This is a genomic window from Pyramidobacter sp. YE332 (genome assembly GCF_033060595.1).
Taxonomy (GTDB): Bacteria; Synergistota; Synergistia; order Synergistales; family Dethiosulfovibrionaceae; genus Pyramidobacter.
Window position 1 is genome coordinate 1,884,686 of record NZ_CP133038.1, and the last position, 26,086, is coordinate 1,910,771.

Consider the following 26,086-nt stretch of genomic DNA (forward strand, 5'->3'; position numbering starts at 1 on the left):
CCTGCTTTTGTTGTAAAACGAAAACCACCGGCAGTGCCGGTGGTTCCAAAAGGCTTTAGCTATGGAGAAAAAGGACTCCTCCTTTGGTAAAGTAAGAACGGTCTGTCAGCCGCCAAGCCAAACCAAAGGAGGATCAAGTCCTGATGAAACTTGACATAAGTAGTTTAGCACACACGAAGTGGGAGTGTAAGTATCACGTGGTATTTGCGCCGAAGTATCGCCGCCAGATCATCTACGGGAAGATCAAACAAGACATTGGTTTGATGCTGAGAAAACTGTGCGCGTACAAAGAAATTGAAATATTGGAGGCGGAAGCATGTAAAGATCACGTCCACATGCTCCTGAGTATACCGCCCAAATACAGCATATCACAGGTGATGGGTTACTTGAAAGGTAAAAGCAGTCTGATGATTTACGAGAAGTACGCAAATCTGAAGTACAAATATGGCAATCGACATTTCAGGTGCCGCGGTTATTACGTAAGCACGGTAGGACGCAACAAGAATGCAATAGAGACCTCCATCAGGAATCAATTACAGGAAGATCATGCCGAGGAACAGTTGACGATCAAAGAGTACGTTGACCCGTTTACGGGTAAGCCGGCACAGGAAGGCAAGTAGAGAGCCCCTTTAGGGGCAGCCTGTGAGAGTTGTGCGGCTGACAGACTTTTCGATGAGCCTATAGGCTCGGCTGGGAAGATGCCCCAAGGGGGCTTGTGCAAACCACCGGCACGGCCGGTGGTTATGATTTTATGGCCGACACTCGCGCAGATAGCGGTTCAGCGCCTTTTCCGGCGCGTCAAAAGACGCCGCCAGCGCGTAGCAGCACAGGCTGTGCACGAACTCGACGGAGCGGTCCATCTGGTTCCAGACGCGGAACCCCGCCTTCGCCAGACGGGCCATGCCGACGCGGTCGTAGCCTTCGGGGTGTTTGACGCCGCCCTCGGCCTGGCTGCACGCGACGACGTACGGCGTCGTTCCGTTACGCCGTTCGATGCCGTCCAGCACGGACGGGATCATGTTGCCGGCGCCGTAGCCGAGCAGACACAGGAAGCGCTCGTCGCCCTGCCATTCAAAACGCGCTCCCGGCTGGGCGAAGAACCAGCGGATAGCGGCGCAGCGCTCGCGCAGTACGTCGGGATCGAGGCCGATCATCCTGCGCGTTTCTTCCGGCAGCTGTCCCGCCGCAGCCGTGCGGAAAGCCGCCGGCGACGGATCCAGTCCCCAGTCGGGATTGAAGAACAGCGGCTGGCCGTTGACGGCGTTAAACGCGTCCGGATGCATGGCGTGCGTCTTGTGCGCCCGGTCGCCGGGGATCAGTTTCCAGTTGAAATAGACCCACACGCCGCGCAGATCGGAACAGCAGGCCATGGCCGCTCCGCGCAGGTTCGAGGTGACGTCCTCCGGCATGTAGTCCAGCGTCAGCTGGCTGCCGGTGAGGACGACCGGAATGGGCAGACTGCCGAAACACAGGCTCATCCACGCGGCCGTGCTCGCCATGGTGTCCGTGCCGTGAAGGATCAGCACGCCCGAAAGTCCCCGCTCCAGCTCCGCGGCGATGCAGCGCGAGATCAGCAGCCAGTGCCCCGGATCCATCTCCGAACTGTCGATGCCGGGACTCCCGAGCGGCTCGCGAAAGACCGCCTCCACGCCGCGCTCGGCAAAAAGCTCGGCAAGAGAATCTTTCAGACGCCGCGACGCGCCCGAAACCGGGGCCTTGCCCTGCCCGTCGAAACCGCTGGCGATCGTGCCGCCCGTAAAGACCACCAAAAGTCGTCCCATGGATAATCTCCTTCGCCATCATGAATTTCACGTCGAAAATCGGCGTCAATCGCCGCCCTTATTCTAACCGAAGAGCGCCAAAATAAAAGCGCCGCGGCGAAATTTTTTTCTTCCGCCGCGGCGCGCGCCTCTATAAAAGAACGGCAAAAACAACGCCGTCACGATGCGATCGACTCAATCCGTGAAAACGGGATGACGCTGGATATAGATCAGGTCCTTGCCGTCGTAGCCGCCTTCTTCGAGCAGCGGCGCGGCCTTGGCCACGACCGTGCAGGCCGTCTTGGCGAGGATGTTCTCCACGGCGCGCAGCGAACCGCCCGTGGACACGACGTCGTCGATGATCGCCACCTTTTTGTGATAGATCTTCTGCACATCGGCGCTGTCCATGACAAGATGCTGCGGCGCCGCCGTCGTGATCGACATGACGTCGGCGATGAGCGGATTTTCCATGTAGGCCTTGACGGTCTTGCGGATGACGATGTAGTCGATGCCCAGACGCCGCGCGATGGCGTGCGTCAGCGGAATGGCCTTCGCCTCGGGGCAGACCAGGTAATCGATGCCCTCGGGCAGACGCCTCGCCAGTTCTTCGGCGCAGGTTTCGACCAGCTCGGTGTCGCCCAGCATGACGAACGAAGCCACCGTCACGTGATCGGCCACGCGGCGCAGCGGCAGCTGGCGGGTCAGTCCCAAAAGGCGCAGTTCGTACGTTTTTTCAGTCATCGCTCAGTTCTCCTTGTGCTCTTTATAGATGGAAGATCATGCGGATCGCCGTGCCGGCGACCAGCCCGACGAAGGGATTCCAACGCGCCGAGGCGAAGATCGTCGCGCCCACCACCATGCCCCAGGGCGCGAAGCCAAAGCCGTTCAGCGCCTCGGGCGGCACCGCGCCGATCGCCAGCGCCGCGTTGTTGATGAACGTCACGAACACGCCCAGCACGAGCAAAAACCCGGCGATGGACGAGCGGTGCACGTAACGCCCGATCGTCGGCAGCAGGCGGAAGATCAGCAGCGCCGCCATGATGCCCATCATCATCACCGAAGAGAGCACGGGGTGGGGCGCGGTCGCCGTGCCGGAGATGATCGACTCCACCGGCGAACCGCCGAACAGCGTGGAAACGATGTCGGCCGCGCTCGAGTAGATCGCCAGATGGTCGACGTTGGCGTTCACCCGCGCGATGGAGCCGGTGATCTTGCCGAAGGAGATGTTGGCGCCGATGTTGATACAGGCCATGGCCAGCGCGCCGGAGAAGACGCGCCGGCTGCTCCAGAACCGCCATTCGATGTTGCCGAAGCGGAACTTTTCGTTGCCGACGTCGGCGGACAGACGGTCGAGCTCCATGCGGCGCACGCGCAGCAGATAGTTGTAAAGCAGCGTCGCCGCCGTCACGGAAACGATGATCGTCCAGGCCAGGTCGCGCGTCCAGAACCACACGGCCAGCGCCACGGCCACCGAGAGCGAGCCGGAATACTTTTCGGACTTGAGCATGTCCACCGAAACGTTGGCCAGCATCAGGCCGACGCCGGCCATCATCGAATCGACGACCGCCGGGCCGATCCAGCTCACGATCGCTTCGTTCAGCCCCAGCAGCGAGGGGACCAGCAGGAACACCGCGCCCCAGAAGACCATGCTGAGACGCTCGCGGATATCCTTGCCCAGATTGCCGGCCAGCGCGATCGTCTCGGCCTGGAAGGAAATCGTCGCCACCGAGTTGAAATACAGCGAACCGCCCACGCCGGCCAGAAAAGCCAGCGCCGTCGGCAGCGCCGCAAAACCGTACATCAGCGCCAGCAGCCCCTGCGGGATGCCGTTGACGACGACGGCCAGCGCCGCCAAAAGATCCTTGACCACAATACCACACTCCTCCGCAAATGATCGAACAAGCCTTACGACCGTTACTTTTTACTCCCCGCTCGCTTTAAAGTCAAGAGTGCGGAAGCCGCCATGGAGGAGGGCTTTCCCGGGACTCGTTCCCGTTTTCAACGTATCTTTTCTCCGTCTCGGCACAGCGCAAAGATGGCAAAGTTTTGGGAAAGACGGCGTCGGGACGTTTCTTCGCTTTGCCAAATGTTTTATCCTGTCTCATTCTCATCGTCAATTAAAAAGCTCAAGCGTTTGTGTTATGATAAATGCGTTTTCCTCATATCGCTCTTTGCATAAAGGACTGATTTTGATGACGTGGGGTCAGGGGCTCAGCATTTTCTTCCTCACCGGGCTGGACATCGTATCGTTCATCGTCCGCCTCTCCGCGCTGGTGATCATCCCCCAGCGGCACAATCCTTCTACGGCCACGGCGTGGCTGCTGGTGATCCTGCTCTGGCCGTGGCCGGGCATGATCGCCTACTCCATCCTCGGCACCAACGTGCTGCCGTCGCGCCGCATGGAACGCCACAACGCCATGCTCTCGTATTTTCACGACATCCGCGCGCGCATGATGCATTCCGAACTGCCGGGCGCCATTTCGCCGCAGCTGCCGCCGTCGCTCCAGGCCACCGCCAATCTGGCTCAGAATCTGGGATATCTGAGTGCCGTTCAGGGCAACACGGTGCAGTACGTCACCGAAGCCGTCGATTTCATCGATACGCTCGTCGACGAGATCGACGCCGCCGCCAGCGAGATCGACCTGCTTTACTACATTTTCGCCGACGATTCTCAGGGACGCAAGGTGGTCAACGCCTGCCGGCGGGCGGCCCGGCGCGGCGTCACTGTGCGGCTGCTCCTCGATTCCGTGGGCTCGCGCGAATTCCTGCGCAGTTCTCTGAGAGAAGACATCCAGCGCGACGGCGTCCAGGTGGAGGAAGCCCTTCCCGTGCGCATCTACCGCGCCAAAGCGGCCCGCTTCGACCTGCGCAACCACCGCAAGCTCGCCGTCTTCGACAGCCGCGTCGCCGTCACCGGTTCGCACAACGTCACCGAACCCAGCTACGGCCGCTTCGGCAAGCTGATCTGGAAAGACGTCAGCCTGCGCTTCCGCGGCCCGGTCGTGCGTCAGTTGGAGAGCGTCTTCATCGAGGACTGGTATGTCGAGACCGGCGAGCGACTCGACACCGCGCACCTGTTCTCCGCCAACGATAACTTCTCGGGGCCGTCGTGCCTGCAGACGGTGCCGAGCGGCCCCTCCTACCAGACCGAAAACTATCAGCGGCTCATCATCGCCTCCATCATCGGCGCCCAGGAACAGGTGACGATCACCACGCCCTATCTGATCCCCGACGAGGGCATGCTCCAGGCCATCGAAGTCGCCCGCCTGCGCGGCGTCAAAGTCAGACTGGTGACGCCGGCCCGGTCGGACCAGATCATCGCCGGTTACGCCTCGCGCGCGTATTACGAGGATTTTCTCCGCCTCGGCGTCGAAGTGTACCTTTACGACAAGGGGCTGCTCCACGCTAAAACCGTCACCGTGGACGACAACCTCGGCTTCGTCGGTTCGAGCAACTTCGACATCCGTTCGTTCTCCCTCAATTTCGAGATCAACATGATCCTCTACGGCGTGCAGGAGAATTTCGGCATCCACCGCGTGCAGGGACTTTACATCTGCGACTCCCACCGCCTTACGCAGGACGAATGGGGAAAACGCGGTCACGTTTCCATGGCGCTCGAGTCGGTCACCAAGCTGCTGAGCCCGTTGCTGTGACCTGGCGCCCATACATAAGTATTACAATCAGAAATAACTGTACATTTGCGATTCCTTCGGATATAATCTGACCGAATTCAATCTGCTGTTTAACGAAAAGGAAGTGCATTGATATGATCACCAAGGATATGCTGATCGCCGACATCGTCGACAAGTATCCGCAGGTCGTCCAGCCCCTGATGCTGTCCGGCATGGGCTGCATCGGCTGCGCGATCTCCCACGCCGAAAGCCTCGAAGAGGGCGCCATGGCCCACGGCATCGACCCCGACGATCTCGTCAGCGGCCTGAACGAAGTTCTCAAGGCCAACGGTATCGAGGACTGACGACACACAAAAGGACTCCCGAAAGCGATTTGCCTTTGGGAGTCCTTTTGTTTTAAGAATCAGGCCAGCCGACGTTCCAGCGCCGCGGCGATCCGTTCGCAAGCGCGCCCGTCGCCGTAGGGATTCCGCGCGGAAGCCATGCGGTCGAGGCGGGGTTCGTCGTCTATCAGCGCCGCAAATCGATCCATGGCGAGCGCCGGATCGTTGCCAAGCAGCGTCACGATCCCCGCTTCCACGCCCTCCGGGCGCTCCGTGACGTTGCGCACCACCGCCACCGGTACGCCCAGCGACGCCCCCTCCTCCTGCAGACCGCCCGAGTCCGTCAGGATCAAACGGCTGCGCGCCAGCAGCGCCGCCATGCAGCCGTATTCCAGCGGCTCGACGAGCTTCACGTTTTCCACGCCCGACAGCGGCGGCACCACCGCCTCGCGCACCACGGGATTGAGATGGACCGGGAACACGAACGTCCACTCCGCGCGAGCGCGCGCCACATCGGCCAGACGCCGCGCCAGCTCGTTCAGCACGGGCCAGTTTTCGCGCCGGTGCAGCGTCACCGTCACGACCGGGCCAAGATCGGGCACGCCGTCGGGCAAAACTCCTTTTTTCGAGGCAAAAAGGATCGCGTCGACCGCCGTCTGTCCCGTCACGAAAACGCGCGCCGGGGGCGCGCCGCCCTTTAACAGATTGGCGCGCGCGCCTTCCGTCGGCGCGAAGAACGTGTCGCACAGCGCGTCGGTCAGCACGCGGTTGGCTTCCTCCGGAAACGGCTCGCTCATCGAGCCGCTGCGCAGCCCCGCCTCCACGTGCCCGACCGGGATCCGCTCCAGAAACGCCGCCCATGCCGAGACGAACGTCGTCAGCGTGTCGCCGTGCACCAGCACGTAATCGGCCTCCAGCTCGCGAAACGCCGCCGCCGCCTGCGGCAAGATCCGCGCCGCCAATTCCGGCAGCGTCTGCCGCTCGGTCATCACGTCCAGATTGCGCTCGTGCGGCACGCCGAAGATGGAAAGCGCCTGTTCGAGCTGCGTCCTGTGCTGCCCGGTCAGCAAAATCACCGGCTCCAGCGCGCCGCTGCGCGCCAGCGCCAGATACACCGGCGCCATCTTGACCGCCTCCGGCCGCGTGCCGAACGCGAGAACGATCCGTTTTTTCATGGCATCACACCCCTCTGTGTCGCATCAATTATACACAAAAAAAGCGTGAAACTCCCGGCTTATCGAAGCCGCAGTTTCACGCTTTCGTTTTACAGCCCCACCAGCGGGCGCGAAAAAGTCCACATCACCTTGTCGAGCACCGACGGCACCGCGCCGCGCAGCTGCGCCGCGTCAAGCGACATCTCGGGAAACTTCTCCGACGCCGCCCGCAGTTCACAGCCGCCGTTCGCCTTCCAGTACAGCCAGCGGATCACGTATCTCGAGCCGACTTTCACCAGCGCCGCGTCGCCGTCGAGGATTTCTTCCGCCGGATTGACGACCGCATACGAATCGCCGCAGATACGCGCGTTCGCCATGCTGTCGCCCTCGACCTGGACCACGAAAGGCATCCTTTCGACGCTCTCCGCCACCGCCCCGACAAACGTGCGTGGCAGCGCGAAACGATCGTCGCAGTCAAACTCAGGACCGCCGGCTGAGCCGCTGGTCCCGAGTTCTCTTTTCATCAACTGGCACTCTGTTATCCCGAGTTATTTCGATTCATTCACGACTCTTTTTTCATTGAGTATGCAGTACTTCTTCCTTCTCCGTTCCTCATAAGCATGCCGCTCACAACAAGCTCTCTCAGTTTTCTCCCCGCCGCACTCTGCGACAGGCCCAGCGCCTTTTGCACTTCGGCGCGCGTGGCACTGTCACGGGTTTTTATATAGTCCATTATCTGCTGTTCAAGCGGCTGGAAGGGGCGCGTCTGCAGCCGTTCCGTTTCGCTATTCTGGCGCTGCGCGTTCACGTTCGGCAGGGTGATCTTGAACGCGTTGTCGGATATCTCGATAAAGTCCTGCAGAGGGCGGCCGTCGTAGCTCTCTTTAATTTTGAGCATTCCCGTCCCGAACGCTTCGATCAGGTGCAGGCGGTAGAACACGTTGGCCAGTTTTTTGTTGCGCGGGACGGAAACACCCATCATCACGTCGCTTTTGGCAATGCCTTTGGCAAGACCGCCGAGGGAGAGGAACTCAATGCGGTCATCGTAAATGCTGATCAGTGTTGAGCCGCTGTACGAATAATCGCGGTGCACAACGGCGTTGAGCAGGGCTTCGCGCACGGCTTCGGGCGGATAGTCGCGAGTGTCGATGCGTTTGAGTCCTTTGAACTCGGCGCACGTCGCGTTATAGCGGTCGATCGTGACGTAGGCATCATCAAGCTGGTCAAACAGCGACCCCGAAAATTCGGCGCGGTCTTTGAACAGCGTGTTCTTTGTGCTGCCCTGAAAGACGGCCAGCTTGATGGTATGCTGGCACTGATCAGAAAGGAGCAGGCCAAGATTGGTATACGCGCCGTCTTCGCCGATGAGGCCAAGGGTACGCTTCTGCGTTTCGCCGAACGCGACTTTTTCTTCGGCAAATGTCTTTTGGACGCTGTGGAACGTCAGCGTCTGGATCAGCGAACGAGCGTCTTCAAAGCTGTCGCCGCTGGTTTCGAGGATCATCTTCAGGATCGCGCTTTCCGTAGCCGGCACGGTGGATGCGCCCTGCCGCACATAGACGCCTTCAGGGCGTACTCCCTTCGCGCTCAGGTAATATGGGCAAGCCGTTCCCCTCTGCACGCTCGCGGCAACGACTTTTTTCCCCTGGATAACACGCGTTTCAACGCGCATGAACATGGTCACATCGGGCTTGATAGTGTCGCGGGCGCTGTTCGTCACTTTCAGCATCACGTCGTCAGGATCGTCCACGCCGAGCACCGTTCCATCGTCGTCCACACCGATCAGCAGTTCGCCGCCGTCGGTGTTGGCAAAGGCGATGATCGTCTTTTTGATCTCGTCGAAGTATTCTCGCTTGTATTCTACAGTCAGACTTTCGCCGGTCATTTTTTCCACCTCACGTTTCTGTTCTTTCTAACCAATTCTACCCAATTCTAACCATTTTGGCAATAAAGTGGTTAGAATCTGGGAGGAAAAAATGATTAGAATCAGGCAAAACGAATAGAAAAAATATGGACGGGCACTTCCCCATAAACATGAACTCAATCTCCTATTCCGCGAAAACGAAAACTCAGCGTTTTGGTGGAATAGGCACGCCGGTACGCGCATCGGATGTCGCCCCGCACTCAGCCGTTTCGCAAGCACAAACAAAAATGCCGCCCGCCGTTCGACGGGTGGCATTTTTGTTTGTGCCGTTTCAGTGTTCGCTGACGATTTCCTTGACTTTCATCAGCTGGCTCGTGGTCGAGCGGGCCTGTTCGTCCAGCTTCATCGAGATGTATTTGATGGTCTCGGCGTAGTTGGGGATCATGACGTGCTCGAGGGCGTTGACGCGGCGGCGGGTGCGCTCGATTTCGGTCGACATCAGGGCGACGGCCTTTTCGTCGGCGGCAAGCTGGAGCAGCCCGGGAATGACTTTGGAAAAGTCTTCGAGGGCCACGTCGAGGCTGGCCGGCGTGGTCGCCATGCCGTAGTTGAAGGTGCTGCCCTCCTGATGGACTTCGTACTCGGGCACGATGACGCTCATGACGTTCCGCGTGGCGACGTCGAGGGTGCAGGTGCTGCCGGAGATCATCAGAGCCTGTTCGAGCATGGCCGGCAGGGTCTGGGCGCGGGCCATGAGGAAGCTGCGGTAGCACGAGACGAGCTCGCTTTCCACTTTCTCGCGGGTGGCCTTGACCGCGCGGGCTTTTTCGAGGAAGGCTTTGATCAGGGCGTCCTGCTTGTCCTTGAGCAGCTTATGGCCGCGCTGGGCGACGGCGAGACGTTTCTTGAGCCGCGAAAGCTCCATTCGGTTGGGGTTCACGTTCACACGTGCCATTGCGATCCCCCTCCCTTACGCCTTTTCCTCTGGGTTTTCTTTTTCCTTCAGCGGCATCAGGTATTTCTGGATGTACTTGTCCTTGACGCGTTTCAGTTCCTTGACGGGAACCATGTTCAGGAGTTTCCAGCCCAGTCCGAGGGTCGTCTCGACGGTGCGGTTTTCGTATTCGCCCTGACGGACGTACTCGTCCTCGAAGCGCGAGGCGAATTTGGCGAACGCCTTGTCGTCGTCGCTCAGAGCGCCTTCGCCGAGGATGACGGCCAGTTCCTTGGCTTCCTTGCCGCGGGCATAAGCGGCGAAGAGCTGGTTCATCAGGTCGGCGTGATCCTCGCGGGTCTTGCCTTCGCCGATGCCCTTGTCCTTCAGGCGCGACAGCGACGGCATCACGTCCACGGGCGGATAGATGCCGGTGCGGTGCAGGTTGCGGCTGAGGATGATCTGCCCCTCGGTAATGTAGCCGGTGAGGTCGGGGATGGGGTGGGTCTTGTCGTCTTCGGGCATGGTGAGGATGGGCACCTGGGTGATGGAGCCGGTGCTGCCCTTGACGCGGCCGGCGCGCTCGTACATGGTGGCGAGGTCGGTGTAGAGGTAGCCGGGATAGCCGCGGCGGCCGGGAACTTCCTTGCGGGCGGCGGAGATCTCGCGCAGGGCCTCGCAGTAGTTCGTCAAGTCGGTGAGGATGACGAGGACGTGCATGTTCTTCTCGAACGCCAGATACTCGGCGGCGGTCAGCGCCAGCTTGGGCGTGTAAATGCGCTCGACGGCGGGGTCGTTGGCGAGGTTGACGTACATGACGGTGCGGTCGAGGGCGCCGGTCTTGCGGAAGTCTTCCATGAAGAAGGCGGCTTCCTCGAAGGTGATGCCCATGGCGGCGAACACGACGGCGAACTTCTCGCTGCCGCCGCCGATGACGTTCGCCTGACGGGCCAGCTGGGCGGCCATGCGGTTGTGAGGCAGTCCGGAAGCGGAGAAAATGGGCAGCTTCTGGCCGCGGACCATGGGGTTCATGCCGTCGATGGTGCTGATGCCGGTCTGGATGAACTCGTCGGGATAATCGCGCGAGTAGGGATTCATGGCCAGTCCGTTCACGTCGATGTTTTTCTCGGCGATGATGGGCGCGCCGCCGTCGATGGGATCGCCGCGGCCGTTGAAGACGCGGCCGAGCATGTCTTCGGAGACGGGCAGTTCCAGCGATTTGCCGAGGAAGGTCACGGAGGCGGTGTCGACGTCGAGGCCGTCGGTGCCCTCGAAAACCTGCACGACGGCGCGGCCGGAATCGGTCTCCAGCACTTTGCCGCGGCGGCGGGAGCCGTCGGGCAGCGCGACTTCGACCAGAGAATCGTAGGGAACTTCCTTGACGCTCTCGACGACCAGAAGGGGGCCCGCAAGGCTGCTTACGGTTCTGTATTCAACTGGCAGGTTCATTATTTATCGCCTCCTGACGCGAGAAGCTGGGCAATTTCGTCTCTCATTTCGCCTTCGAGCGCGTCGATCTTTTCGAGTTCCTGCTCGCCGACCAGCCCCATGCGGGCGATCTTCTCGCGCACGGGCAGGTTGAAGAGCTTGTTCATCTCGGCGCCGCTCTGCAAAGCTTCCAGTCCGGCGTGATGGAACTTGAGGATCGTCGAAAGCATCCTGAACTGTTTTTCCATCGACGTGTACGTGTCCACGTCGCTGAAGGCGTTCTGGTGCAGGAAGTCCTCGCGCAGCGACTTGGCCGTTTCCATGGTCATGCGCTCGTTGCGCGACAGGGCGTCCATGCCGACCAGCTGTACGATCTCCTTCAGCGAGGACTCCTCTTCGAGCAGCGTCATGGCCTCGACGCGCGTGGGCGTCCACTCGGCGTCGAACTTGGCGTCCCAATACTCGTCAAGCTTCTTCGTGTACAGCGAGTAACTGTTCAGCCAGTTGATGGCCGGGAAGTGGCGCTGATAGGCCAGATTGGCGTCCAGTCCCCAGAAGACCTTGGTCACGCGCAGCGTGTTCTGCGTAACGGGTTCGGAAAGGTCGCCGCCGGGAGGCGAAACGGCCCCGATGACGGAAACCGATCCCTCGCGGCCGTCGCCGCCCAGGCAGATCGCGCGGCCGGCGCGCTCGTAGAACGAGGCCAGACGCGTGCCCAGATAGGCGGGATAGCCTTCTTCGCCGGGCATTTCTTCCAGACGGCCGGACATCTCGCGCAGGGCTTCGGCCCAGCGGCTGGTGGAATCGGCCATCAGCGCCACGGAATAACCCATGTCGCGATAGTACTCGGCGATGGAAATCCCCGTGTAAACGCTGGCTTCGCGGGCCGCGACCGGCATGTTTGACGTGTTCGCGATCAGCACGGTACGCTTCATCAGCGGCTGGCCGGAACGGGGATCCTTCAGCTCGGGGAACTCGCGCAGAACGTCGGTCATCTCGTTGCCGCGCTCGCCGCAGCCGATGTAAACGACGATCTGGGCTTCGGCCCACTTGGCAAGCTGGTGCTGGATGACCGTCTTGCCCGAGCCGAACGGGCCGGGCACGCAGGCCGTGCCGCCCATGGCGATGGGGAAGAACGTGTCGACGACGCGCTGGCCGGTCGTCAGCGGCGTGACGGGCGGCAGCTTCTTGGCGACGGGGCGGCCGCGGCGCACGGGCCAGCGACGCAGCATGGAAACGCCATGTTTCTCCTTGCCGTCGTCGATCACGGCGATCACGGCGTCGACGTTGAACTCGCCGGACTCGACGGAGACGACCTTGCCGCTGATCCCGTTGGGGACCATGATGCGGTGCTCCACAAGAACGGTCTCTTGGACGACGCCAAGGACGTCGCCCTCGCTCACTTCGTCGCCAACGGAAACTCTCGGCTCGAACTGCCAGAGTTTCTCGTGATCGAGCGCTGAAACGCTGATGCCTCTGGCGATGAAGACGCTCTTCGACGCTTCTTCGATCGCCTTCAGAGGACGCTGAATGCCGTCATAGAACTGTTCGATAAGACCGGGGCCCAGTTCAACGCTCAGGGGTTCGCCGGTGCCCACAGCGGGCTCGCCGGGACGGAGACCTGACGTCTCCTCGTAGACCTGGATCGAGGCGAGATCACCGTTGAGTTCGATGATTTCCCCGACCAGGCCGATGTCGCCGACGCGCGCCACTTCGTACATGCTCGCGCCGGTCATCCCCTTCGCGACGACCAGAGGTCCGGATATACGTTCGATCGTGCCTTTTACATTTTTATCCGTGGCCAAAACAATCGCCTCCAGGTGAATTCACTATTTCTCTGCGAAAATATCCATGCCGACCGCCCGTTCGACGCTGCTGCGCACCGCGCTCAGCCCCACGCCGATGGATCCGCGGATCCCGGGGATGGGAATGATGCTGGCCGCGTATTCCTGAACGAGCCGGTCGATCAGAGAAGCCTGAGCGACGAACTGCCGCTCTTCGACGAAGATCACGCCGTAGTCTTCGCGGGCCAGACGGCTCACGGTCTCGGCAATCTCTTCGTCGCTCTCGACGGGAAAGGGGCGCACGCCGACGGCCTGAAAGGGAAGCACGGTGTCGTAGCTCCCAACAGCCGCCATTTTCTTTCTTCCGGCATCAGCGGACATCGCGCAGCAACCCCCTTATGGCGTCCTTCTCGACTCCGTTGGCGACGGAAACGAGCACCACCCGCAAGTTTTTGGCTTCTATTTCCTTGGTCCAGAGGTAACGGACCACGTTGCCCGGTTCGAACGCGCCGAAACGGCTCTTGGCGATCGCGCCGGTGATGAAATTGTCCAATTCCTTCTCGTACTGCACGAGAAGGCTGTTGAAGCTTTCTCCTTCCGAAAAAGGAGCCAACAGCGCGCCGATGTCGGCGAAAGCCAGCAGGCGCCCCCAGTTTTCCACCGGTTCGGTCACAAGCGGCGTCAGCCGGTTGATCGGAAGCGAGCCGCCTTCGTGAAGGAAAGACGCGGCCGTTCCATGATCCATGTCGATGCGCGAAAGGCGCAGGAGCGTTTTCAGGTTCTCGCCGTCGATGCGGCAGCGAACCCAGTTTTCCACCCGCTCCATGCCGAGCTTTGCGGCGACTTCCCGCAGCGCTTTGAAATACACGCCGTCGAGGATCTTCTCCGCCGCAAGAGCGTTGTGCGTCTGCTCCCATGCCGCAAGGGCTTCGGGGATCGCCTGGTTGAATCCGTACGGAAGCTCCCAGTACTCCTCTCCTTCGATGGCCAGGATCAGCTTATCCGTGTCGATGTTGCCGAGAGAAGTGAGCAGATCGAGACGGCGTTTTTCCCCCCGAACCGTCAGGAACTGGCTTTTCAGCAGCGTTTTGACGTTGTGCACGTCGTAGACCAGACGCAGCAGACTGACCAGCTCACGGTCGGGAACGAACGCCCCGATTTCCGTATAGCTGTGGTGAAGTTCCGCCTCGATCGCCCGGTCGAATTCCAACGGCGATTTCAGCTCCATCAGCCAAGCCGAATAGGGAGTTTCTCCGAGAACTTTTACAGCCCCTCCAGCGTGTCGCAGTCGATCATCCTCTGGAGGACTGACTCGTCAAGCAGACGGTTCTCAAGCGCCCTCAGACGCGCTACAGCGTAACCATACCGCTCCTTCGGGGCCATGATCACACCACCCTACTCCGCGTCAAACAGCCGTTTGACGACGTCGGACTCCAGTTCGTCCTTGAGCCAGTGGATCAGGGTTTCCAAGGAACAGTTCGTGCTGATCCTACCCTTGCGAAGGATAAAGCCGCCTTTGACGTCCGCTTTCTCGGCGGAAAGCGTCAGCTTTTTGTCCCGGGAAGCGTTGTATTTGTCGAGCCAGGTCTGATCGATGCGCTTCTCGCCGGCAGCCACGAGCAGTTCCTCGTCGCCGCTGCTGACCGCCTGATCGAGAAGCTTTTCCATGAACGCAAGATATTTGTCGCCGGCCAGCTTGCAGAGGCGCGCCAGCGCGCCGTCGAAACTACGGCCGATCAGCTCCTGCTTGGCGCCGAGACGGAGCTTTTTCACGTCCAGATTCGCGATGATCTGGGCACGGCGGCGCACTTCGGGAGCTTCGGCGGCGTACAGGCCGTCGTAATACTTCTTGCTTTTGGAAATTTCGGCGTCGGCGTCCGCGTTCAGAACGTCGGCCTGCTTTCGGGCCTCGTCGAGCAGTTTCGCGGCCTCACTGGCCGCGTCCTGTTCGATTTTCTTCCTGATGTCAGCGAGTGCCATGGTTCGAACCAGGCTTACAGGCTGATGCCGTTCATCAAAAGGATGCTGACGAGGAGGGCAAGCACCGCGTACGTCTCGACCATAGCCGGAAGGATAACGGCCTTGCCGGCTTCGCCGGGCTGCTTGGCGATCATCTGGATGCAGGCGGCCGAAGTTTTTCCCTGCGAAATGGCCGAGATCCAGCCGCCCAAGGCGATAGGCAGGCAGGCGAACATGACGGCCAGACCGTGCACCCAGTCGCAGGGAACGGCGGAACCGCCGACCAGCCCGACCTTCAGCATGGCGAAGAAGGCGATCAGCAGGCCGTAAATGCCCTGCGTTCCGGGCAGAGCCTGCAGCATCAGCACAAGACCGAACTTGCCGGGATCTTCAGTCATCACGCCGGCGCCGACTTCACCGGCGATACCGACGCCAATAGCCGAACCGATGCCCGCCATACCGGCGGCCAAAGCCGCGCCAAGCACAACAAAAGCGATACCAAGATAATCCATTAAACGACACTCCCCTCAAAGTTTGGGTAATTTTCAACCGGCGCAGGAGCTAGGCTTCCTTGCGGCCAGTCACGTTGACATAGTTCGATCTGTAGCAGAAGGGATCGAAAGCCGTCCCGCCGCTGTTGTAGAACTTGCCGAAGAACTCCACGTACTGCAGTCGCAGCGGGTGCACGAACGCGCCCAGAATGTTGATCACCATGCTGAAAACGTGCCCGCCGAAGAAGATCAGCAGCGCCAGGATCCAGCCCACGTAAGCCGTGCCGCCGCAGAGCTTGGACATCAGGTTGATGATCATCGCCACGGCGCCGCCGACCAGACCGAGGGCCAGCAGGCGGCTGTAGCTGAGCACGTCGCCCAGATAGCTGGTGACGTTGTACAGGCTCAGCACGCCGGAAACGAACTTGCCGATCAGACCTTTCTTCTCGCGCCCCTGCGTCAGGATCAGAATCAGGGCGCCGGCAATCGCCATATTTTTACCCAGCGGCTCGACTCCGGGCGCCGCAAAGGCGCCGACGCCGAAGATCAGCAGCCCCGTCAGGAGCACCAGCCAGCCGCCCTGATCGGCGCAGGCGGCGAACCAGCGACCGTCCCTGATATTGGCGTAAGCGGCAAGCAAAATGCCGTAGTAGATGTGGACGATGCCCAACGCCAGCGAAATACCCAACAGCAGCATGGGATCCTTCATGGGTTCGAGCAGCGTCACCAGATTCTTCACCGGACGCAGGAACCCCAGGAAGGGGAAGGCGTCGATCATGTCGCCCATCCAGCTGCCCGTCACCGCGCCGAAAAGGATCGTGGCGATGCCGCAATACTTCACGAGGGTCAGGGCCCTCTTGATGCCGTCGGGCATTTTCCGATACTTTTTGAGGAAGTACGCGGCGATGGCCGTGATCACGATGCCGTAGCCGGCGTCGGCGTAGCACATGCCGAAGAACAGCAGGAAAAACGGCATCATCGGAAACGACGGATCGACCGAACCGTACACGGGCGCGCCGTACAGCATGGTCAGCATCTCGAACGGTTTCGCGCAGTCCCTGTTCTCCAGCACGATGGGCGGATCGTCGTTTTCCGCCGGTTCCGAAAGCTGCAGATCGACGTCCTTTTCGTACGGGACGAGGATTTGTTCCAGTTCCACGGCTTTGCTGTCGGGGACCCAGCCCCGCAACAGGACGACCTGCTCGGTACGCTCGCTCTCCTCCTCGGCGTCCTGGCGCCTTTTCATGATCGTCAGGTAATCGCCAAGGCGGCGGATCTCGTCCATATGAGCGTCGGTAAAAGTCTGAAGCCAGTTGACGAAATACTTCTCTTCCTGCCCGAGAGCGGCCAGCCGGTCCGAAAGTTTTTTCCGTTCTTCGGCGACGGTTCCCGTCAGGGAAGAAGGCAGATCGATCTTTGTGACGCTGTGTTTCAGGCAAAGCTCCGCAAGCCGGTCCTCGAGCGCGCGCAAATAAAACACGCTGCCCCAGGCGGGATCGCGGCTTCCCTTCGGAGGGATCGAGACGGAACACTCCGCGTCGGCGCCAAAAGCCTCCTCCACCGCGTCTTTCCATTCCAGCAGGTTCTCAGCGCGTCCGGCGCCCAAGAATCCGGCCACCATCCGGCTGCCTTCCGTGATCATGGAGAGGGGCGGTTCAAAAGCGCCCAGACCCGACAAAGTCTGCTGCAAAGTTTTGATCTGCTGCACGTCGGACCGCAGCTCCGTCAGACGGCGCTCGCGCTTGCGGACTTCCGCCGCCAGATCGCCGGCGTCAACTTTTTCGGCCAAGGCGGCCAGTTTTTCCACGCTGACGTCGTCGCGCTCGCCCAGCATCCGCCCCAGCGTCCCGACGGGATCCTTATAGTACGGCGCAAGGTAGCGGACGAGGTAATTCACGTCGTTCAAAGCGGCCGCATAATCCCGGCCGTTTCGCGCCGGACGGGCGGAAGACTCTTCGGCAGCGTTCCTCTCAGCAGCGAAAATCTCAGTGATCCCCCGCTCCTGAAGCACCGACAGCACCTCTTCGACGGCCGTTCGGTGCACGTACAGTTCGATTTTTTTAACGCGAGCAACGGCCATATTGAGACACCACCTCTTCGGCCAGCCATTGAGCCGTTTTCTTTACCGCATCTTCATGAGACTCTACGAACTGCCGAGCCTCGGTCTTGCCCTGTTCCACCGTCCGAGCGGCGTTTTCCGCCGCTTCCGCTTCCACCTGAGCAAGGCGGGAGCGGTACTCGCGGAAATGAGCCTGTTTGGCCTCTTTTACACGAAGGGCAGCTGAGTTGCGAGTCCTGATAACCAGATCCTGAGCTTCCGCTTTGGCGTCGGCCACTTTTTGAGCCGCCGCCGCTTCGACGCTCCTGATCTCGTCGGTCAGATTGGTAGACATGCGTTCACCTCCTTCGTTTTTCAGTCACAAAACACTGCAAAATATCGCAGTCATTGCCGAAATTAAACGGACCGCCGTGCCCCGTGAAGCACCGCGGCCTGCCGGAAAAACGGTGCCGCCGTCGCGTTCTCGCGGGACACGACAAGATGCAGGGGCCGTGCAGTGCATTCACGCAGGCCCAAGCTCTTATAATTTTAGATTTTCATGCATGATGTGTCAATAATCACAAATTTAGAATTGAAAGGTTTTCATATTCAAATTTCATGGAAAAAGCCGGAGCTTTATAACCTTTGAGTAATAAGTAATGATTTGCTCAATTAGTTCATTCACCAATAACATAGATCTCAAAAACAATGATCATCATTTAAAATGAATTTTCATGTTTTTGCGCCATCCGCAATTCATTCTCTTTCTTGCTTGGTCGAAACGCTGAACAACGAGAACATCCAAGGGAAGCCGCAAAGCGAGTCACGCAGATTGCGCAGCCGCCGAGAGAGTCCTGAGCGCAGGACTCCTTCGGGACGCCGAACGCTCACAGTCAAGCCGTTTTATCGAAAACCAGCATCGACTTTTCGAATGCCGCCGTCTTTCTCCGGCGACCGGCCTCGCTTTTCGAAATGCGGCGTCCACTTTTCAGGAGACACGACGATTTCGACCGCAAGGTACACAAAAGAGAGCGAGGGCTCTTTTTCAAAAGCCCCTGCTCTCTTTTGTTCGTTCAGCCGTTCTCTTTAAAATTGGAGCGGGTGACGAGGCTCGAACCCGCGACCCTCAGCTTGGGAAGCTGATGCTCTACCAACTGAGCTACACCCGCAAAACGTGGTTATTATACGCTAAAGCGCCGACGTTCGCAAGATGGCGATCCCGAGCAGTTTTTCCGCAGAAGACGCGCCCCACCCCCAGACATCAGGCCATGTGAAAAGCTTCCGCGACCTTCGCGAGATTGTCGCGGATCTTGATGTGCTGCGGGCAGACCCGCTCGCAGCTGCCGCATTGAACGCATTCGGTGGCACGGGCTTTGCCGTGGCGTTCCACGAGCCATTTTTCCTGGCCTTCGGCGTAATTGTAGTTGCCGTAGATGTTCAATAGATTCAGCGCCGTGAAGGAACCGGAAATGCCGATGTTTTTCGGGCACACTTCCGCGCAGTAGTTGCAGCTTGTGCAAGGGATCATCGGCAAGGCGTCCAGCGTTTCCCGGGCTTTGGCGACGACGCGCTGCTCGGCTTCCGTCAGCGGATTGAAATCCGTCATATAGGAAAGATTGTCCTTCATCTGCTCCACGCTGCTCATACCGGACAGCACGGCGATCACGCTGTCCAGGCTGGCGGCGAAGCGGATGGCCCACGAAGCGCAGGAAGCTTGGGCGTCGGCGTTTTTGAACACGCGCTCGACGGCTTCCGGCGGGCTGGCCAAAAGGCCGCCCTTGACGGGCTCCATGATGACGACGGGCTTCCCGTGTTTTCTGGCCGTTTCGTAACAGGCCCGCGACTGAATACGAGGATTTTCCCAATCGGCGTAGTTGATCTGCAGCTGCACGAATTCCGCTTCGGGATGGGCTTGCAAAATGGCGTCCAGTTCCTCCGGCGTGGAATGGAAGGAGAAGCCGACGTGCCTGATCTTTCCTTCCGCTTTCTTCTCCTGCACGAAGTTCCACATGTCGAAGTCGTCGAAGAAATGGGTCCTGCCCTCGCCGAGGTTGTGCAGCAGATAGAAATCGAAATAACCGGCGCCGGTCCGTTTCAGCGACGTTTCGAACTGGCCGACGGCGTCTTCCCGGCTTTGGCAGTTGATCCACGCGGCGTTTTTCGTGGCGAGCGTGAACTTTTCGCGCGGGTAACGCTCGACGAGCGCCTGACGGATCGCGTCTTCCGAGCCGGGATAGGCCCAGGCCGTATCGAAATACGTGAAGCCGGCCGCCATAAAGAGATCAACCATCCCTTTTACCTGTTCAACGTCGATAATCTCGCCGTTTTTCGGCAGCCGCATCAGCCCGAATCCAAGTTTTTTCGCGCTCAGTTTGATTTCCGACATGTTGCCCCCTCCTTGTCGATCTTGTTTTTCCTCATTTTGAACTCCCCCACCAATCCCAATGGCCCGCCTGGTCTCCCCTTGGCCGTGAAACGCGCATGAAAGCCCACCGGGGACCGCCCTGCGGGGTCTTTTTTCAAACAGAGAAACTCGTTCTGTTTATATTATTCTACTCTCTTCCCCCTCAAGAAGAAACCTCAAGTGCACTCTCATTCGTCTTTCATTGAAAGTCGAAGATCGCCATTTTCGACAATCAGCGGCGCAAGAGAAAAGCCGGCGCGATCCTCATCCTGCCTCAGATGATTTTCGCGCCGGCTTTTCATGGAATAAGGGCCTGCGTCCTGTGTCCGACCTTACTCCGCTTTTCGCTTTCTAACCGAAGAACAGCTTCAGATCGTCGTCCACCGTGCCGATGCCCGCGATGCCGAAGTTCTTGACCAGCACGCCGGCCACGTTCGGCGACAGGAACGCCGGGAGCGTCGGCCCCAGATGGATGTTCTTGACGCCCAGGTACAGCAGCGCCAGCAGGACGATGACGGCTTTCTGCTCGTACCAGGCGATGTTGAACGCCAGCGGCAGGTCGTTGATGTCGTTCAGCCCGAAGATCTCCTTCAGCTTCAGGGCGATCAGCGCCAGCGAATAGGAATCGTTGCACTGGCCGGCGTCCAGAATTCTCGGGATGCCGCCGATGTCTCCCAGGTCCAGCTTGTTGTATTTGTACTTGGCGCATCCGGCGGTCAGGATCACCACGTCCTTGGGAAGCTTTCGGGCAAATTCCGCGTAGTACTCTCTGGACTTCATCCGTCCGTCGCAGCCCGCCATGACCACAAACTTCCTGATCGCGCCGGATTTGACCGCGTCCACGACTTTATCGGCAAGCGCGAACACCTGTTCGTGCGCGAAGCCGCCGACGATGCTGCCCGTTTCGATCTCCTCAGGCGGAGGGCACTTTTTCGCCTGTTCGATGAGCGCCGAAAAGTCCTTGGTCTCGCCGTAGGCGCCGCCGATGTGTCTGCAGCCGGGAACGCCCGTGGCGCCGGTCGTCCAGAGACGGTCTTTGTAACTGTCCGCGGGCGGCACGACGCAGTTCGTCGTCATCAGAACGGGGCCGCGGAACTTCTCGAACTCCTCTTTCTGTTTCCACCAGGCGTTGCCGTAGTTGCCGGCAAAGTGCGGGTATTTCTTGAACGCGGGATAGTAATGGGCGGGAAGCATCTCGGAGTGCGTGTACACGTCCACGCCCGTCCCCGCCGTCTGTTCCAGCAGCATTTCGAGATCTCTCAGATCGTGCCCGGAGATCAGGATGCCGGGATTTTTCCGCACGCCGATGTCGACCGCCGTGATCTCCGGATGGCCGTAAGCCTCGGTGTTGGCCTTGTCGAGAAGCGCCATGCCGTCGACGCTGTACTTTCCGGTCTCGAGGGTCAGCGCCACAAGGTCGTTCACCGTCAGGCTGTCGTCGAGCGTCTTGGCCAGCGCGCGCTGGATGAAGGCGTCCACGTCCTCGTTGTCCTGCAGGAGCGCGTTCGCGTGCTTGGAATAGGCCGCCAGTCCCTTGAGGCCGTACGTGATCAGCTCCCGCAGGCTGCGAACGTCTTCGTTCTCGGTGGCGAGCACGCCGACTTCGGCGGCCTGAGCGTCGAATTCGCCGACGTCGCCGTCCCACAGCGCCGCTTGAGGCAGCCCCGACACGTCTCCCGTCTGACTCAGGAGCTTCCGCTTCACGGCCAGCGTCTCCCGGATTTTTTCGATGATCGCCTGGCGGTCGAAGTTCGCGTTCGTGATCGTCACGAAGAGGTTCATCGTCACGAGATGGTTCACCTCTTTGTCGATGCGCCACCCCTCGCGGCGAAGCCGGTCCGCGACGCAGGAGAGCCCTTTCGTCACGTAGATCAGAAGGTCCTGCATGGCCGCCACGTCGGGTTTCTTCCCGCACACGCCGGAAACGGTGCACCCCTTTCCCCCGCGGTTTCCTGACACTGGTAGCAGAACATTTTACGCTCCATCGTCAGACCTCCTCGATCGCGCCGACCGGACAGCCCTCGCGCGCTTCCGCCGCGCTGTCGCGGTTCTCTTCCGCAACTTCTTCCGCGATCGCCGCGGCGACGCCTGCGTCGGTCATGGAAAAGACCTCCGGACAGGTCGACGCGCACAGCCCGCAGCCGATGCAGCTCTCATTCACAACATATTTCATTTTCGGATCCCCCTTTTCGTTTTTTCCCCGCGGTACTTCGAAATCCCTTTTACGCCGGCGCCGCCGATCCCCCAAGAAGTTTCTCCGCCAAAGCGGGAATGGCGGCGAAATCTTCCTCTCCGGGATTCCAAAGAGAACGCACGTTTTCATCGATCACGTCGAAGCCGGCGTCTTTCAGGCGTTCCCGCAGAACTTCGACGGACTCGCCGCTCCAGCCGTAGCACCCGAAGGCCGCGGCCTTCTTGTTCCTGAACTTCAGCTGTTTGAGAAATTCCAGCCATCCCGCCACGCTCGAAAGGATGCCGCCCGATACCGTCGGAGAGCCGACGGCGATGGCTTTCGAGCGGAAGACCTCCGTCATGACCTCGTTCTTGTCCGCCTTCGCGATGTTGAAGACTTTCACCACGGTATCGGGGCTCTGCCGGTGGATTTCGTCCGCGATCCTGCGGGCGATCTTCGCGGTGCCCTCCCACATGGTGTCGTATGCGACCGTGATCTGATCTTCCCGATACGCGTTCGCCCATTTCGCGTATTTCGCGACGATCTGCAGCGGATCCCGGCGCCAGATCGCGCCGTGGGAAGGGGCGATCATCTCGATCGGAAGGTTCAGCGTGCCGATCTCTTCCAGCTTTTTGGTCAGGATCGCCGCAAAAGGATTGAGGATGTTGGCGAAGTACTTCATGGATTCCTTGTCCAACAGGCACTGATCCGCCTTGTCGTTGAACAGTTCCTCCACCGCATAATGCTGGCCGAACGCGTCGTTGGAAAAGAGGATGTTGTCGCCGGTCAGGTAGGTGGCCATGGAGTCCGGCCAATGGAGCATGCGCATCTCCACGAAGATCAGCTTCTTACCGTTGCCGATATCGACGCTGTCGCCGGTCTTCACCACGCGGAAGTTCCAGCCGCGCGCGCCGTACTGCCCTTCGATGCTCTTGACCGCATTGGCCGTACAGTAGATGGGCGTGTCCGGGATCTCATCCATCAGCGCCGTCAGCGAGCCGGAATGATCGCACTCGCCGTGGTTGGCGACGATAAAATCGATCTTCTTCAGGTCGACTTCTTTTTTCAGATTCTCGACGAAATCGAAGCGGTGCGGCGTCCATACGGTATCGATCAGGACCGTCTTCTCCTCCTCGACCAGATAGGCATTCTGGCTGGAACCGTTCACGATGGAGTAATCGTCCCCGTGAAAGCTCTCCAGCTCCCAGTCAACGTGCCCCACCCAGCTTACGTTGTTTTTGACGTGTTTTCTCACCGCGCGTCTCCTTTCCTCAAAAAAGGGCTTTACCCGCAAAAAAAACGCTTACACGACGCCGATCTCGGGATTCTTCTCGCCGAACTTCTCTTTCAGCGCGCGGCAGATCTCGCTCCGTTCTTTGCCCTGCTTTTCCTGCGTCTTGATCAGTTTGTAGGCCTGAAACAACGGCGACGGACCGATCTCGGAGCTGAAAAAACCGATGCCCTGGTTCCACGCCAGCAGCTCGAAGACGTCGTCCAGCGCCGCCGAGTCGAGGCCGTGCGCGTAGGCTTTGACCAGCTCGCGGGCGGCCTGCCGCATCCTTCCGGCGCCGACCGCGTTGGCGAGCGACAGAAGCAGCCGCGTCTCGTACGGCAACGTCCGCCTGGGGCTCTGCCAGGTGGTTTCCCAGAAGTCCACGGCGATCTTGCCGAGCTTCTCGTCGATCATCGGGTAATTCAAGAGCGCCAGCGGCCGAAACGGCGCTTCTTCGCCCTCCTTTTTCTCCGTGCGGCAGAAAAACACGTGGAACTCCGTTTCGGCGGTCTGCTCCGTGTGGTGTTCAAAGCCGAGGTTCTCCAAAGCCGCGTACAGCGGATGCGGCTCGAACGTCTGCACAATCTCCAGCCCCTCGCCCACATCGAGCTTGGCCGCCGCCTGGATCAGACCGGCGGCGAAATTTCCCTGCAGGCGCCGCACGTCCACTTTGCGGAAGCCGTTCGTCTTGCCCCGCCACGTTTCGTAGCTCATCTTCGTCCTCCTCCGGCGGCGTTTCTCACTTCAAGGTCAAAAGCAGCGCCATCTTGAACTTGCCGTTCGCCGTGACGCTGTGCAGACCGCCTGTGGCGAAGCGGAAATTTTCGCCGGCCTCGATCGGGTGATCCTGCCCCTCGTAGCCGATCACGCCTTTGCCTTCCAGCGCGAAGATCAGCGCGTCGCCCGGCGCGCGGTGCGGCGAAAGGCCGGTGCCCTCGTCGAAGGCCATGACCACGAACTTGAATCCCTCGTTGGAGACCACGTCCACGTTGACGACGCTGTCCTTTTCATACGGCGCCAGCTCCGCCAGTTTGAACACTTCGCCCGTTTTGACCGCTTCGTTCATCTGCAATTCTCCTTTCGCAATCACTTCCGTGTAAACGAATCCTTCCCGCGCCGCGATCCCGCAGAGCGTGTCTCTGGGCACGATCAGCGCTTCGCCTTCGCCGAGTTCGACCTCTTTTCCGCCCGCCCCGGCGCCGAGCGCAAAACGTCCCGTGCCGCCGGCGCCGATGCAGAGCGTCTCCGTCGGATAGCTCTCGGCGCTGATGTCGGTTTCCCTGCCCAGCGAAAAGTACGAAATTCTCGTTTCCGCCCGAAGGCCCGACACAGTGGAGATCGTCATGCCGTCTCTGGGCGGATGCTCTTCGGCGATGGAAAACGCTCGATTCATCACGTTCAGCCTCCTCGCGGCCAATTTTTTTCCCTTTCTGTCCGTAATGTATCATGAACGGCTCGGCATGTATGTTGTTATAACAACGAAAGTCCCCTCTCCGTCAAAAACCGCGACGCCGGCAGGCGCGCCGATCCCCGTCGAAAACGACGGATCGTTCGGCCGGCTCGGCACGCCGCGGCGTCTTGCGATGTTGCAAACTCCGACAAAGATGCTATACTTAACATGCCGCGGGGATCGCGGCGTTCTTTCGAATCGCTTCAAAATTTCAAGGGGGAAAATATCATGTTGGATGCAAAAGTCAAAGAACTGATCAACACACAGGTCAACAAAGAATTCTACTCGGCGTATCTGTATCTGGATTTCGCCAACTACTATTACGATCAGGGGCTCGACGGCTTCGCTCACTGGTACGACGTGCAGGCGCAGGAAGAGCGCGACCACGCCATGCTGATGCGGACCTACCTTCAGAACAACGGCGAGCTCGTCACCTTCTCCGAGATCGCCAAGCCCGACAAGGTGTACAAAAAACTCGACGACCCGCTCAAGTTCGCGCTGGAGCACGAGCAGTACGTCACCAGCCTGATCAACAAAATATACAAGGCCGCCAGCGACGTCAACGACTACCGCACGATGCAGTGCTTTGACTGGTTCGTCAAGGAACAGGGCGAAGAGGAAAAGAACGCCGAAGACCTGATCAAAAAGTTCTCGCTCTTCGGTTCCGATCCCAAAGGTCTGTACGCGCTGAACCAGGAGCTCCTCGCCCGCGTTTATGCCGCGCCTTCGTTGACGCTGTAATTTTTCCGACGGAATGGTCGCAGGAGGGACTTCATGCGCAACATTCTGCTCGTTATCGGTTCGCTGAGAAAAAACTCTTTCAACCGCCAGCTGGCTCAGGTGATCTCTTCCGAACTGGCAGGGAAAGCCGACGTTTCCACGCTGCGGTTCGACGACATCCCCTACATGAACCAGGACATCGAATGGCCCGCGCCCGAGGCGGTGCGCCGCGTCCGCGAGACGGTCGCAGCCGCGGACGGCGTGTGGATCGTCACGCCGGAATACAACTTCAATTTTCCCGGCCTGCTCAAGAACCTGCTCGACTGGCTTTCGCGCCCGACGGTGCAGGGCGATTACAAGAGCGCCGCGACGTACAAGAAAAAGGTCACGATCAGCGGCGCCGGCGGCAAGAACGCCACGGCCAACTCGCGCGCGCGGCTGACCGAGCTGCTCGAGTTCATGCGCGCGGAAGTCATGCCCGGCGGCGGCACGGGCGTCGCCGTGAACATGGACGCCTTCAAGACCGACAAGGTCGTCTTCACCGAAGAACAGCTCCGTCTCCTGCACGAACAGGCCGAGGCGTTCCTGGCGTTTTTGGGATAGTCTCCGCTGGCGAATCTTCGTTGCAGAGGTCGTTCAATCATTGATTGGCAATGGACGCGAAAAGGGCTTCCCCGCTCGAGGGGAAAGCCCTTTTTT

Annotated in this window: 26 protein-coding genes and 1 tRNA gene; 5 read left to right on the forward strand and 22 right to left on the reverse strand. The window is 59.8% G+C overall.

Features of this window, described 5'->3' with window-relative positions; translation table 11 throughout:
- The first annotated feature begins 143 nt into the window (after positions 1 to 143).
- Positions 144 to 620, forward strand: coding sequence for an IS200/IS605 family transposase (tnpA, locus tag RAH42_RS08870; protein WP_317539281.1), 477 nt, complete (start codon positions 144 to 146; stop codon positions 618 to 620).
- Positions 621 to 749: 129 nt separating this feature from the next.
- On the opposite strand, the gene RAH42_RS08875 is transcribed toward tnpA, so the two are convergent.
- The 3 genes from RAH42_RS08875 to RAH42_RS08885 form a co-directional block, all read right to left on the reverse strand.
- A complete protein-coding gene (locus tag RAH42_RS08875) occupies positions 750 to 1,781 on the reverse strand; it encodes an asparaginase (RefSeq protein ID WP_078015334.1) in 1,032 nt (343 codons plus the stop codon).
- A gap of 174 nt (positions 1,782 to 1,955) precedes the next feature.
- A complete protein-coding gene (locus RAH42_RS08880) occupies positions 1,956 to 2,501 on the reverse strand; it encodes a phosphoribosyltransferase family protein (RefSeq protein WP_296427828.1) in 546 nt (181 codons plus the stop codon).
- 22 nt (positions 2,502 to 2,523) lie between these two features.
- Complete coding sequence (locus RAH42_RS08885; protein WP_317539282.1) at positions 2,524 to 3,630, reverse strand: NCS2 family permease; 1,107 nt, start codon at positions 3,628 to 3,630, stop codon at positions 2,524 to 2,526.
- Positions 3,631 to 3,952: 322 nt separating this feature from the next.
- Between RAH42_RS08885 and cls the strand changes: the two genes are divergently transcribed.
- The gene (gene cls / locus RAH42_RS08890; protein ID WP_296427825.1) at positions 3,953 to 5,413 is read left to right on the forward strand and encodes a cardiolipin synthase; all 1,461 of its coding nucleotides are present in this window, start codon (positions 3,953 to 3,955) and stop codon (positions 5,411 to 5,413) included.
- A gap of 113 nt (positions 5,414 to 5,526) precedes the next feature.
- Positions 5,527 to 5,736 carry a DUF1858 domain-containing protein gene (locus RAH42_RS08895; protein WP_078015337.1) on the forward strand — a complete coding sequence of 70 codons (210 nt, stop codon included), beginning with the start codon at positions 5,527 to 5,529 and terminating at the stop codon, positions 5,734 to 5,736.
- A 59-nt stretch (positions 5,737 to 5,795) separates the two neighbouring features.
- Here the strand turns inward: RAH42_RS08895 and wecB are convergent, their stop codons facing one another.
- From wecB to RAH42_RS08990, 19 genes are all read right to left on the reverse strand, one after another.
- A complete protein-coding gene (gene wecB, locus RAH42_RS08900; RefSeq protein ID WP_317539283.1) occupies positions 5,796 to 6,890 on the reverse strand; it encodes a UDP-N-acetylglucosamine 2-epimerase (non-hydrolyzing) in 1,095 nt (364 codons plus the stop codon).
- 89 nt (positions 6,891 to 6,979) lie between these two features.
- Positions 6,980 to 7,393: a S24 family peptidase gene (locus RAH42_RS08905; protein ID WP_317539284.1), complete on the reverse strand. Its 414-nt coding sequence runs from the start codon at positions 7,391 to 7,393 to the stop codon at positions 6,980 to 6,982.
- A gap of 38 nt (positions 7,394 to 7,431) precedes the next feature.
- On the reverse strand, positions 7,432 to 8,754 hold the full coding sequence (locus RAH42_RS08910; RefSeq protein WP_317540255.1) for an RNA-binding domain-containing protein: 1,323 nt from the start codon (positions 8,752 to 8,754) through the stop codon (positions 7,432 to 7,434).
- Positions 8,755 to 9,064: 310 nt separating this feature from the next.
- Positions 9,065 to 9,688: a V-type ATP synthase subunit D gene (locus RAH42_RS08915; RefSeq protein WP_120371819.1), complete on the reverse strand. Its 624-nt coding sequence runs from the start codon at positions 9,686 to 9,688 to the stop codon at positions 9,065 to 9,067.
- A 15-nt stretch (positions 9,689 to 9,703) separates the two neighbouring features.
- A complete protein-coding gene (locus RAH42_RS08920; RefSeq protein ID WP_120371818.1) occupies positions 9,704 to 11,116 on the reverse strand; it encodes a V-type ATP synthase subunit B in 1,413 nt (470 codons plus the stop codon).
- Positions 11,116 to 12,900 (reverse strand): V-type ATP synthase subunit A, encoded by a 1,785-nt coding sequence (locus tag RAH42_RS08925; protein WP_078015342.1) that lies wholly within the window; start codon positions 12,898 to 12,900, stop codon positions 11,116 to 11,118. Before RAH42_RS08925 ends, RAH42_RS08920 begins: the two co-directional genes overlap by 1 nt.
- 24 nt (positions 12,901 to 12,924) lie before the next feature.
- The gene (locus tag RAH42_RS08930) at positions 12,925 to 13,233 is read right to left on the reverse strand and encodes a V-type ATP synthase subunit F (RefSeq protein ID WP_240496093.1); all 309 of its coding nucleotides are present in this window, start codon (positions 13,231 to 13,233) and stop codon (positions 12,925 to 12,927) included.
- Positions 13,234 to 13,249: 16 nt separating this feature from the next.
- Positions 13,250 to 14,107, reverse strand: a complete 858-nt coding sequence (locus RAH42_RS08935) for a V-type ATPase subunit (protein ID WP_317539285.1) — start codon at positions 14,105 to 14,107, stop codon at positions 13,250 to 13,252.
- Positions 14,108 to 14,274: 167 nt separating this feature from the next.
- A complete protein-coding gene (locus tag RAH42_RS08940) occupies positions 14,275 to 14,859 on the reverse strand; it encodes a V-type ATP synthase subunit E (RefSeq protein ID WP_078015344.1) in 585 nt (194 codons plus the stop codon).
- 14 nt (positions 14,860 to 14,873) lie between these two features.
- Entirely contained in the window at positions 14,874 to 15,350 is a 477-nt protein-coding gene (locus RAH42_RS08945) for a V-type ATP synthase subunit K (RefSeq protein WP_009165698.1), read from the reverse strand.
- 49 nt (positions 15,351 to 15,399) lie between these two features.
- Positions 15,400 to 17,409, reverse strand: a complete 2,010-nt coding sequence (locus RAH42_RS08950; protein ID WP_078015345.1) for a V-type ATP synthase subunit I — start codon at positions 17,407 to 17,409, stop codon at positions 15,400 to 15,402.
- Positions 17,390 to 17,722, reverse strand: coding sequence for a cell envelope biogenesis protein TolA (locus RAH42_RS08955; RefSeq protein ID WP_078015346.1), 333 nt, complete (start codon positions 17,720 to 17,722; stop codon positions 17,390 to 17,392). The genes RAH42_RS08950 and RAH42_RS08955 overlap by 20 nt, the downstream gene beginning before the upstream one ends.
- A 738-nt stretch (positions 17,723 to 18,460) precedes the next feature.
- Positions 18,461 to 18,536: transfer RNA gene (locus RAH42_RS08960), tRNA-Gly, on the reverse strand.
- Positions 18,537 to 18,628: 92 nt separating this feature from the next.
- A complete protein-coding gene (locus tag RAH42_RS08965) occupies positions 18,629 to 19,753 on the reverse strand; it encodes an aldo/keto reductase (RefSeq protein ID WP_078015347.1) in 1,125 nt (374 codons plus the stop codon).
- Positions 19,754 to 20,122: 369 nt separating this feature from the next.
- A complete protein-coding gene (hcp, locus tag RAH42_RS08970) occupies positions 20,123 to 21,688 on the reverse strand; it encodes a hydroxylamine reductase (protein ID WP_317539286.1) in 1,566 nt (521 codons plus the stop codon).
- 70 nt (positions 21,689 to 21,758) lie between these two features.
- Positions 21,759 to 21,944: a ferredoxin gene (locus RAH42_RS13225; RefSeq protein ID WP_078015349.1), complete on the reverse strand. Its 186-nt coding sequence runs from the start codon at positions 21,942 to 21,944 to the stop codon at positions 21,759 to 21,761.
- 49 nt (positions 21,945 to 21,993) lie between these two features.
- A complete protein-coding gene (locus RAH42_RS08980) occupies positions 21,994 to 23,199 on the reverse strand; it encodes an MBL fold metallo-hydrolase (protein ID WP_120371810.1) in 1,206 nt (401 codons plus the stop codon).
- A gap of 48 nt (positions 23,200 to 23,247) precedes the next feature.
- A complete protein-coding gene (locus RAH42_RS08985; RefSeq protein WP_317539287.1) occupies positions 23,248 to 23,931 on the reverse strand; it encodes a DUF2249 domain-containing protein in 684 nt (227 codons plus the stop codon).
- Between the two features lie 25 nt (positions 23,932 to 23,956).
- Positions 23,957 to 24,610: a cupin domain-containing protein gene (locus RAH42_RS08990; protein WP_078015351.1), complete on the reverse strand. Its 654-nt coding sequence runs from the start codon at positions 24,608 to 24,610 to the stop codon at positions 23,957 to 23,959.
- A gap of 285 nt (positions 24,611 to 24,895) precedes the next feature.
- On the opposite strand from RAH42_RS08990, the gene RAH42_RS08995 reads away from it, so the two are divergent.
- Together RAH42_RS08995 and RAH42_RS09000 are read left to right on the forward strand one after the other, a co-directional pair.
- Positions 24,896 to 25,408 (forward strand): ferritin, encoded by a 513-nt coding sequence (locus tag RAH42_RS08995; RefSeq protein WP_078015352.1) that lies wholly within the window; start codon positions 24,896 to 24,898, stop codon positions 25,406 to 25,408.
- 33 nt (positions 25,409 to 25,441) lie between these two features.
- Positions 25,442 to 25,990 carry an NADPH-dependent FMN reductase gene (locus RAH42_RS09000; RefSeq protein ID WP_317539288.1) on the forward strand — a complete coding sequence of 183 codons (549 nt, stop codon included), beginning with the start codon at positions 25,442 to 25,444 and terminating at the stop codon, positions 25,988 to 25,990.
- The last annotated feature ends 96 nt before the right edge of the window (positions 25,991 to 26,086 follow it).